We start from the raw sequence: 10,117 nt of genomic DNA, 5'->3' as shown, positions 1-10,117 counted from the left end.
TCCAGCCGTGACGCTGGAAGATCGCCCGGTGCGCCTGCAGGGTTTCCTTCCCGCCGGCTGAGGCGTCCGCGCCCCAGGTCGCCACGTCGACCAGCACAGCGATCGCGGTGGCGTCGCGTGGGCGTGCCCGGGCCAGGACAGCGGCCTGCGCCGGATCGGTCTGCCCGATGATCGCGACCACTATCGCGTTGTCAGCGGCCTGCAGACGGCTGCGCGCGCCGTGGATCGAAAGAGTGTCGGTCGTGTCCACGACCGCGAGCGTGTCCAGCAGCGTGGTCGGGTTGCGCGATCCCCTGGCCGCGGCCGGGGTCGTGGCGTTGCCGCACAGCAGCCGGACCGTCTGGCCCGTCCCGGTCAGGTGTACTGCGATCGAGGCGGCCGCGCCGACCGCCCATTCGAACGGGGACACGGGGCCCCGATCGGCCCAGGCATCGGAGCGGGTGTCGAGGAACAGGGTCGCGCTGCTCGGGCGGAAGCCCTCTTCCTGGCGCACCATCAGGGCGCCGGTGCGGGCGCTGGTCCGCCAGTGAACCCGCCGAAGGTCGTCGCCGGGCTGATACGCACGGGTGGAGAAGTCGTCCGCACCAGCAGTCGACACATGCCGGTGACGGTGGGTGTTGATCGTGCCATTACCGCCGGGACGGGTCCGGGGCAGGACCTCCACCGGCGGGGTCACGATCAGCTCGTCGCGGCTGCGGAACGTGCGCGCGAGCTCGCAGAGCCCGAAGGGATCCGTGATCCGGATCGCCATCGGACCGATCATCGTGGCGGCCGCGCAGCTGGGGACGAAGCTGGTAGGTGAAGTACCGGGCGCCACCCGCCTCCACCCGGTCGAGCACGAACCGGGCCCGGAAGCCGAGAGGGTCTGGAACCTCGTCATCGACCAGCAGGACCGAGGAGGGACGTCCACTCATGTTGTCGATCCGGATGCCGACCGACACGGCACCGCCCACGGCCACCCGGGCGGGCATGAGAAGGCGGTGGCACGCGAGCCGGTAGCGGGTCTTGCACACGAACGCCGCCGCGCACACCGGCAGCGCCACCAGCAGAACGCCGACGCGGAGCAGGTCCTCCTCGCCGACCGTGGCGGCCAGTGCGCAGCAGGCCAGTCCGGTGGCCACGAAGCAGAGCCCGCGGATGGTCAGCCCGCGTATCGCCGCCAGAAAGTCGAGCACGGGAATTCAACGGCCGCGGTGCGGCGGACGTGCCCCATGGCGTGGGATGGGGACACGCGCGACGATGTCCGCAATGATCCGGGAGGTGATGTCGGTCATGGACGTGCTCGACATCGCGATGTCGGGGTTCACCAGCAGCCGGTGTGCGAGCACCGGCGCAGCCATGGCCTGGACGTCGTCGGGTAGGACGAAGGCGCGGCCGTCAAGGGCGGCCCGGGCCCGGGCGGTCCGCACGAGGTGCAGGGTCGCACGGGGGGATGCGCCCAGGGCGAGTTCGGGATGCCGGCGGGTGGCGGCCACGAGGTCGACGATGTAGCGGCGTACGTCATCGGACACATGGATGGCGCGCACCAGGGAAATCAGCTTGGCGATCTCGCCTGCGTCGGTGGCGGGACTGATCCCGTCCAGGGGTTCGGTGGTCCCGTGGCTGTCGATCATGGCTAGCTCGGCCTCGGGCGATGGGTAGCCCATCGACACCCGCGCGGCGAAACGATCGCGCTGCGCTTCCGGTAGTGGATGGGTGCCTTCCATCTCGATCGGGTTCTGCGTCGCTATGACCATGAACGGTGGCTCCAGGTGATAGGTGACACCGTCGATGGTGACCTGGTGTTCCTCCATGCATTCCAGGAGTGCCGACTGTGCCTTGGGGGCAGCCCGGTTGATCTCGTCGCCGACGACGATGTTGGCGAACACCGGCCCGGGGCGGAACTCGAAGTCCCTGGTGTCCTGGTTGTAGACGCTCACCCCGGTGACGTCGCTGGGTAGCAGGTCCGGTGTGAACTGGATGCGGCGGACACGAGCGTCGATGGAGCGCGCGAGGGCCTTGGCGAGCATCGTCTTTCCCACGCCGGGTACGTCCTCGATCAGCAGGTGGCCGCCGGCGAGCAGGACGATCAGTGAGATCCTGATCACCTCGGGCTTACCGTCGATGACGGTCCCGACGGCCTGAGTCACTCGCGTCGCGACATCCGCCAGGTGGTGCAGCTCGGTCCCCGGCTCGCGCCAGTGCATGACGCCGGGCTCCGTCACCGTCACGTCAGCCTCCGTCCTCAGGTCAGCCGTCGTCAGATCGGCACGGTGGGCCCGGCGGACCCTCCACGAGTGTGACACCAAGGCGGGCGATGGCCTTCACGCGTCGAGAATCATCTGCCCACCGATGTCCGGAAAGCGTACTGATTCGCGGCGGCATTGGATCGTAGCTGCCACGACTGTTACTTGCAGGCGTTTTTGTCATGTTTGGTCAAAGGACACATTGACGTCGCATCGATGATCCATATGCCTCGGTGGTTGTGGGCTTCGAGGGGTGTGTGTCCGGAGTGTCGGAGGGCTTCCCGGTGGGGGAGAGTGGGGTACAGTGGCGCGCAGTGGGGGACAGGCGCACTCGCAGGCCAACCAGAGCGGGACTGGATGGCCCTGAACCTCCCGGGCACGGGCGAGGAGGGCGCCGATGTTCCTCGGCAGCCACACGCCACGGCTCGACGACAAAGGCCGGCTCACGCTGCCGGCGAAGTTTCGTGAGGAGCTGGAAGGGGGGCTTGTGATTACCAAGGGGCAGGAGCGATGCCTCTACGTGTTCCCCATGGTTGAGTTCACCCGGATCAGCGACTCGCTGCGGACCGCGCCTGTTACAGCAAAGGCGCTGCGGGATTACAGCCGTGTCTTCTTTTCCTCCGCGTCGGACGACGTTCCCGACCGGCAGGGCAGGATCACCATCCCGCCCGCGCTCCGGGCCTACGCGGAGCTGACCCGCGACTGCGTGGTGAACGGTGCGAACACCCGGGTGGAGATCTGGGACGCCTCCCGTTGGGACACCTATCTCGCCGGCCAGGAGGAGACCTTCGCGGCGCTTTCCGAGGAGGTGTTGCCCGGCGTCATCTAGAGGCTAGAGGTGGAGACACCTGAGGACGGGGCGCCGGCGTGCGCCGAGGTCTCCCCCCGCTCTGCACCGGACGTCACTTCCCCGGTGTCCGGTGATGCGAGCGGGGCGGGACCTGGGCACATGCCGCACTTTCGGGAACGGGATGTGATGTGGACAACCCGGGACCAGGCAAGTCGTCCAACAGATGTGTGATTTACATCTTTGTTCTTCACACCTTCACCCGTCGCGGCTTGCCATTGTCGTGGCGAAACGTCCGCCGCGAGGTCCACGAACAGTTCGAGGAGGTCGAGGTGGACGCCATACACACCCCGGTCCTCTCCGACCGTGTTGTCGCCCTGCTGGCACCGGCGTTGGGTGCACCCGGGGCGGTGGTGGTCGATGCCACCGTGGGACTCGCGGGTCATGCGAGCGCGTTACTCGCCACCTGTCCCGATGTTCACCTGGTCGGTCTTGACCGTGACCCGCAGGCGCTGGGAGAAAGCCGCGCCCGGCTTGCGGCCGAAGGCGACCGGGTCACTCTTGTACACGCGGTGTACGACCAGTTGCCGGCGGTTCTTGACACACTCGGCCTCACACAGGTGCACGGCGTGTTGTTCGACCTCGGCGTGTCCTCACTGCAGCTCGACTCCGACGAGCGGGGATTCAGCTATTCCCGGGACGCCCCACTGGACATGCGGATGGACCCGACCAGGGGTTCTACCGCGGCGGATGTCCTCAACACCTACGGTGTCGACGAACTTGCTCGGGTCCTGCGTGACTACGGAGAGGAACGGTTTGCCCGGCGGATTGCCTCAGCCGTGGTCGCTGAGCGTGCCCGCGAACCGTTCACATCCTCAGCCCGACTTGTCGATCTTGTTCGACGGGCCATTCCGGCGGCGACCCGCCGTACCGGCGGAAATCCGGCAAAGCGCACGTTCCAGGCATTGAGGATCGAGGTCAACGGTGAGCTCGCGGCGCTCGCGCAGGCCCTGCCGGCGGCCCTCGACGCGCTCGCCGTTGGGGGGAGGCTGGTCGTGCTTGCCTACCATTCGCTGGAGGACCGCATGGTCAAGCGGGCGCTGGCGGCCCGGGTGCGGCTCGATGTGCCGCCCGACCTGCCGGTGATCCCCCCGGAAGCCGTCCCGACGATGCGGTGGCTCACCCGCGGCGGCGAGGTGCCGTCGCCGGACGAGGTCGCGGCCAATCCGAGAGCCGCCGCGGCGAAGCTGCGCGGGTCGAGCGGACCAGCCGTGGCGCGGCATGACCGCCCCCGCACCCCCGCTGCCGCGCCGGCGCAGGCCCACGCGCCCGGTGGTGGACGTCGGCCGCGCGTCGGCGCGTGCCAGCGTCCGGGCCTCCTCGGCCACGGCATTCGGCGACACCGCCATCCCTATTCCCTCCCTGGGCGGCCGGGTCGGAGTCGCGTCTGCTCCTGACCGTCCGTTGCGGCGCTCACACCCACCGCGCTGGGCGTCGGCGCCGTCACCCCTTTCGGTCACCCGACCGACACCTCGCGGACACACGCCGCGCGCACCGTTCGTGACCCTGTTACTGCTGCTCATGGGTGCCGGTCTGATGTGCCTGTTGCTGATCAACACGGCGCTCGCGCAGAACGCGTTCCTGGTCCACAAGCTGCAGAAGTCCTCGGCGGTGCTGTCCGACGAGGAGCAGACGCTCTCGCTGCGCCTCGACCGGCTGTCCGACCCGGCGAACCTCGCCGCCAGGGCGACCGATCTCGGGATGGCCTATGGCGGTATTCCCGCCTACCTGCCGCCCGGAACCGTGCTACCACCGGGCGCCCGTGTGATCGACACGGATCCGTCATCCGGCGTGGTCACCATCCTGGTGCCCAGCGGGCGAGCGCCGGTCGCCGGCGCGGGTGCGGTCGGAGGTGTCCCGGTGGGCACCAGGCCCGCCGGAAGTGGCCGGTGACCTCAACCCTCAACCCGTCGTCCTGGCGCGGTCGATCGCGACTACGGCTGGTTTCCGACCGTGGCCAGCGGGTGGCCGACGACCAGTGGGCGCAGGGCGAGGAGACCGGCTTCACTGACGGCTACGCCGATCCCGACGGCTACCGCCATCGCGATTCGGACGGTGACCAGGACGACGGGTCCGGGTGGGACGACGGTTCCGGCTATGCATATGACCCGGCCGGCTATCGCCCGGCCGGTTACCGCCCGGCCGGTAGCCGGCCGGGCGGTGGGTGGGATGCGCGCCCCGGCCGCCCTGACCGCCCGGCTCCCCGGGGGGGCGGCAACCGGGTGCGTACGTCGGGCGCGCGTCCGCTTCGGGCCCGCGACGCCGGAGCTCGCCGGCCACGACCGCGGACCCGCCCGGCCCGCCCAGCCCGCCCGCCGATGCGGCTGGGTAACCCGCGCCGACGGCTGCGGACCGCGGTCGTCATCCTCTGTTCGCTGTTGATCGTTCTCGCCGGCCGTCTGACCCAGCTGCAGGCGTTCCAGGCGTCCGTCTACGCCACCCGCGCCGAGCAGGGGCGGCTGCACACCGCGGCACTGCCCGCGGCCCGTGGTGTCATCACCGATCGCGGTGGCGCGATTCTGGCGCGGGACGTCGACGCGCGCTCGGTGTATGCGGACCCGCATAACGTCACCGACCCTCGTGCCGTCGCGAATGTGCTCGCGCCCATCCTGGCGGTGCCCGCGGACACCCTGCTGGCCAGGCTCAAGAGCAGTGGACGCTTCGTCTACCTCGCCCGTGGGCTCGACCCGGCCGTGGGTACGGCGGTGACCAGACTCCAGCTGGCCGGCGTCGGTGTCCTGGAGGAGCGTCGTCGGCTCTACCCGGCCGGCTCCCTCGCATCCAATATCGTGGGCTTCACCACGGTTGGTGACAATGACGTCCTCACGGGCGGAGGCGGCATCGAAGGTGCATATGACCGGGTGCTGCGTGGGATCGACGGGTCGCGCCGCGTCGAGATGGATCCGGCGGGTCGGCCCATCCCGTCCGCGGCAAGCCGGGAGTCCGATCCGGTGCCGGGTTCGAGCGTGCGGCTCACCCTTGACCGCGACATCCAGTGGGCCGCGCAGGCTGCGCTCGCCGAAGCGGTGCGCGCTACCCAGGCTGACGGCGGAACCGTCGTGGTCATGGTCCCGGGCAGCGGAGACATCCTGGCGATGGCCGATGCGCCTGACTACGACCCGAACAAGCTCGGCAGCGCTGATCCCTCGGCGCTGAAGAACCGTGCCACCCAGGACGCCTACGAGCCCGGCAGCGTCAACAAGGTGATCACTATGGCCGCGGCGATAGACCGCGGTCTGATCACGCCGGAGACGCCGGTGACCGTGCCGTCGAGCATGCGCATCGCGGGCCAGACCTTCACCGACGCGGAAGTGCACGGCGTCGAGCACCTCACCGCGGCCGGGGTGTTGGCCCGGTCCAGCAATCTCGGGACGATCCAGATCGCGAGCAGGCTCGGTTCGGCCAACCTGGAGACCGCGCTGCGCGCCTTCGGGCTCGGGTCCAGGACGGGCCTGCGGTTCCCGGGCGAGAGCGCGGGCATCCTCAAGGCGTCGTCGGCCTGGGACCCCCAACAGGCGGCCACGATCCCCTACGGACAGGGAATGTCCGCGACCGCGCTCCAGATGGCGTCGGTCTACGCGACGATCGCCAACGGCGGGGTCCGGGTCTCGCCCCGCCTGGTGGACAGCACCACCTCACCGGACGGGGTCGTGCACACCATGCCCCGGGACCCCGGCACCCGGGTGATCAGCGCGAGTACCGCCACGACCGTCGCGCAGATGTTGGAAGCGGTGGCCACCGACTCGGGGACCGCACCGCTGGCGGCTATCAACGGTTACCGGGTGGCGGGCAAGACCGGAACAGCCCAGCGGCCCGGCCCGGCCGGGCACTACAACGGCTATGTCGCCTCGTTCGTGGGCTTCGCGCCAGCAGACCAGCCCAGGGTGGTCGTCGAGGTGGTGCTCGACAACCCCCGGGACGGCCATTTCGGCGGGACGGTCGCCGCGCCGGTGTTCCAGAAGGTGATGACCTTCGCTCTGGCGACGCTCGCAGTGCCCCCGCCTGGCACGACGGCACCCAGGTTCGTCCTCGACCGTGATGCCAGGCGTTGACCGGTCGCGGGCCTGGGACGGCTGGATACTAGGGTCGTCGACGTGACCTCACCGGTGTTGCGTCCGGTTGCCCCGTCGGCGCGGGCACTCACCGACCTGACGTCCCGATGCGCCGATCTCATGCTGGCCGGCGGCCCGCCCGAGGGGGTGTTCGTCCGCGGCATCACCCACGACTCGCGCGCTGTGCGGCCCGGCGACCTCTACGCGGCGCTGCCGGGTGCCCGGGTGCACGGTGCCGCCTTCGTCGAGCAGGCGCTCGCGGCCGGTGCCGCGGCTGTGCTCACCGACCCGGTCGGTGCCGACCGCATCGCCGGGCTTGCGGCCGGGAGCGCGCGGGTACCCGTGCTCGTCTGCGCCGACCCGCGTGCGGCGCTGGGAACGGTCGCGTCCTGGGTCTACGGCGATCCGTCCCGGTCCCTGACGCTGCTGGGCGTCACCGGAACCAACGGCAAGACAACCGTGGCATACCTGCTGGAGGCGGGGCTGCGTGCCGCCGGCCACACGACCGGGTTGCTCGGCACCGTATCGACGCTGGTGGCCGGGGCCGCGGTCCCGTCGGTGCGCACCACCCCGGAGGCGACCGACCTGCAGGGGCTGCTCGCGGTCATGGTTGAACACGGCGTGACGGCGGCGGCGATGGAGGTCTCCAGCCACGCCATCGCCCTGCACCGGGTCGGTGGGATCCGGTTCGCGGGTGCGGCCTTCACCAACCTCAGCCAGGACCATCTTGACTTCCACCCGTCCATGGAGGCTTACTTCGCGACAAAGGCCGCACTGTTCGCTCCCGGACGGACCGGGGTGTCCGTCATCGACACCGACACCTCCTGGGGGCGCAGGCTCGCGGCCGGTGTCCCGGCTGCGGTGACCTGTGGTCGCAATGCCGACGCCCGGTGGCGCGCGATCGACGTCAGCGGCGGTCCAGCGGGAAGCACGTTCCGTGCGCACGGTCCAGATGGCGTGGACGTCGAGGTGCGCATCGCGCTGCCCGGTGCCTTCAACGTCAGCAACGCCCTGGTGGCGCTGGCGCTGCTCGTCGCCACCGGGGTGGGGGTCGACACCGCCGCCGCCGGGCTCGCGAGCCTGCCCGGCGTCCCGGGCAGGATGGAGCGGATCGACGCCGGCCAGCCGTTCGTCGGTCTCGTCGACTACGCCCACACCCCGGACGCGGTGGAGACGCTGCTGGCAACCGTGCGACCGCTGGTCGGCGGACGCGTGATCATTGTCCTTGGCTGTGGTGGCGACCGTGATCGTGGCAAGCGCCCGCTGATGGGAGCGGCTGCGGTCAGCGGCGCCGACGTCACGATCTTCACCAGTGACAATCCCCGGTCGGAGGACCCGGAAGTGATCATTGCTCAGATGTGTGCCGGTGCGACGACAGCGCCCGCCGGCGCCCGTGGCGAGGTACTGGTGGAGGTCGACCGGGCCGCGGCGATCCGTCTCGCGGTGAGCCTGGCCGGGTCCGCGGACGCGGTCGTCGTGGCCGGCAAAGGACACGAGACCGGACAGGAGCGTGATGGCACGGTGACGCCCTTCGACGATCGGGACGTGCTGCGGGCCGCGCTTGCCGCTGCCGGCAGCGGCGCCGATGCCGGCACGGGATCGCGACAGAGCCCCGGCGGGAGGGGCGTCCACAGGTGATAGCGCTCTGCCTGCGCGACGTCGCGGCCGTTGTCGGTGGTCGGCTCGATGCCGTGCCCGACCCGGCCGCACCGATCACCGGCGTTGTGGTCGACTCACGCCAGGTCGGTCCCGGCGCGTTGTTCGTCGCCGTGGTCGGTGCCAGGGTCGACGGCCACGACTTCGCCGCGGACGCGGTCCGGGCCGGCGCCACCGCGGTGCTGGCGGCACGGCCGGTCGGCGTACCGGCGGTCGTGGTCACCGACCCCACGGTCGCGCTCGCTGCGCTCGCCGCCGAGGTGCGCGACCGCTCGTCGGCAACGGTGGTCGCCGTGACCGGATCGTCGGGCAAGACCACCACCAAGGACCTTCTCGCCGATCTGCTGGGTGAACTCGGGCCCACGGTCGCCGCGCCCGGTTCGTTCAACAACGAGATCGGCCTGCCGTTGACCCTGCTGAGCCTGGAGCCCACCACCAGGTTCGTCGCGCTGGAGATGGGCGCCCGCGGCCTCGGCCATGTCGCCGCACTGTGCGAACTGGCCCGGCCTGAGGTCGGCGTCGTCCTGAACGTCGGGTCGGCGCACGTCGGCCAGTACGCCGACGGGCGTGCCGGTATCGCCCGGGCCAAGGGGGAGCTTGCCGCGGCCGCGTCCACCGCCGCTGTCCTGAACATCGACGACCCGCTGGTCGCGGCGATGGCGGCCCAGGCCCGCGGCGAGGTCATCACGTTCGGCGAGAGCGCGCGGGCCGATGTACGGGCGGGGCGCGTCAGCGTCGACGACAACGGGTGTGCACGGTTCGACCTGCTCACCGCCGGTGAACGCCATCCTGTCGCGTTGAATCTCGTCGGTGCGCATTACGTCGCGAACGCGCTGGCCGCTGCGGCGGTCGCGATCCGTCTGGGGCTCTCGCCGGAGCGCGCCGCGGCCGCGTTGTCCCGGTCCCGGGCCCGCAGCCGGTGGCGGATGGAGGTCACCGTCACCGGCAACGGTGTCACGGTCGTCAACGACACTTACAACGCCAACCCGGAGTCGATGCGGGCGGCCCTGAAGGCCCTGGTCGAGATGAGCCGCGGCCGGCGGGCCTGGGCCGTGCTCGGGGGGATGGGGGAGCTGGGCGCGGCCGCGGACGACGAGCATGACGCCCTCGGTCGGCTGGTGGTCCGCCTCGGTGTGCCGCGTCTGGTCGTGGTGGGGGCACACGCTCGCCGGATACACCTCGGGGCGTCACTGGAGGGTTCGTGGTCAGGAGAGTCTGTCTGGGTCGCCGACGTCGAGGCGGCGGGTGGGCTGTTGCGGGAGCGGGTGGCGCCGGGTGACGTGGTGCTGGTGAAGGCGTCCCGCGCGTTCGGCCTCGAGCGGGTCGTCGCTGAGCTG

9 protein-coding genes are annotated in these 10,117 nt (G+C 70.6%); 6 read left to right on the top strand and 3 right to left on the bottom strand.

What is annotated here, in order from left to right:
* The 3 genes from U9980_RS01755 to U9980_RS01745 form a co-directional block, all read right to left on the bottom strand.
* A partial coding sequence (locus U9980_RS01755; protein ID WP_322766395.1) for a DUF58 domain-containing protein occupies positions 1-676 on the bottom strand: 676 nt, incomplete at its 3' end.
* On the bottom strand, positions 630-1,175 hold the full coding sequence (locus tag U9980_RS01750; protein ID WP_322766394.1) for a hypothetical protein: 546 nt from the start codon (positions 1,173-1,175) through the stop codon (positions 630-632). The genes U9980_RS01755 and U9980_RS01750, both read right to left, overlap by 47 nt.
* Positions 1,176-1,181: 6 nt before the next feature.
* Positions 1,182-2,186 carry a MoxR family ATPase gene (locus U9980_RS01745; RefSeq protein ID WP_322749575.1) on the bottom strand — a complete coding sequence of 335 codons (1,005 nt, stop codon included), beginning with the start codon at positions 2,184-2,186 and terminating at the stop codon, positions 1,182-1,184.
* A 436-nt stretch (positions 2,187-2,622) separates the two neighbouring features.
* On the opposite strand from U9980_RS01745, the gene mraZ reads away from it, so the two are divergent.
* The 6 genes from mraZ to U9980_RS01715 form a co-directional block, all read left to right on the top strand.
* A complete protein-coding gene (gene mraZ / locus U9980_RS01740; RefSeq protein ID WP_322749566.1) occupies positions 2,623-3,054 on the top strand; it encodes a division/cell wall cluster transcriptional repressor MraZ in 432 nt (143 codons plus the stop codon).
* Between the two features lie 299 nt (positions 3,055-3,353).
* Positions 3,354-4,469 carry a 16S rRNA (cytosine(1402)-N(4))-methyltransferase RsmH gene (gene rsmH / locus U9980_RS01735; protein WP_416210113.1) on the top strand — a complete coding sequence of 372 codons (1,116 nt, stop codon included), beginning with the start codon at positions 3,354-3,356 and terminating at the stop codon, positions 4,467-4,469.
* Between the two features lie 103 nt (positions 4,470-4,572).
* Positions 4,573-4,965 carry a hypothetical protein gene (locus tag U9980_RS01730; RefSeq protein ID WP_322766393.1) on the top strand — a complete coding sequence of 131 codons (393 nt, stop codon included), beginning with the start codon at positions 4,573-4,575 and terminating at the stop codon, positions 4,963-4,965.
* Positions 4,962-7,124 carry a penicillin-binding protein 2 gene (locus U9980_RS01725; RefSeq protein ID WP_322766392.1) on the top strand — a complete coding sequence of 721 codons (2,163 nt, stop codon included), beginning with the start codon at positions 4,962-4,964 and terminating at the stop codon, positions 7,122-7,124. The genes U9980_RS01730 and U9980_RS01725 overlap by 4 nt, the downstream gene beginning before the upstream one ends.
* Positions 7,125-7,166: 42 nt before the next feature.
* Complete coding sequence (locus U9980_RS01720; protein ID WP_322766391.1) at positions 7,167-8,762, top strand: UDP-N-acetylmuramoyl-L-alanyl-D-glutamate--2,6-diaminopimelate ligase; 1,596 nt, start codon at positions 7,167-7,169, stop codon at positions 8,760-8,762.
* On the top strand, positions 8,759-10,117 hold a 1,359-nt coding region (locus U9980_RS01715; RefSeq protein WP_322766390.1), incomplete at its 3' end, for a UDP-N-acetylmuramoyl-tripeptide--D-alanyl-D-alanine ligase. The genes U9980_RS01720 and U9980_RS01715, both read left to right, overlap by 4 nt.

The sequence above is a fragment of the Protofrankia sp. Cr1 genome (assembly GCF_963555865.1).
In the GTDB taxonomy this organism is placed as follows: Bacteria; Actinomycetota; Actinomycetes; order Frankiales; family Frankiaceae; genus Protofrankia.
The sequence above is the reverse complement of the archived record's forward strand: the minus strand, read 5'-3'. Positions and strand labels throughout refer to the sequence as shown.

What these genes read in the sequence shown, in the direction of transcription:
- U9980_RS01745 (WP_322749575.1), bottom strand. Translation starts at nt 2,186, where the DNA reads ATGCACTGGCGCGAGCCGGGGACCGAGCTGCACCACCTGGCGGATGTC.
- mraZ (WP_322749566.1), top strand. Translation starts at nt 2,623, where the DNA reads ATGTTCCTCGGCAGCCACACGCCACGGCTCGACGACAAAGGCCGGCTC.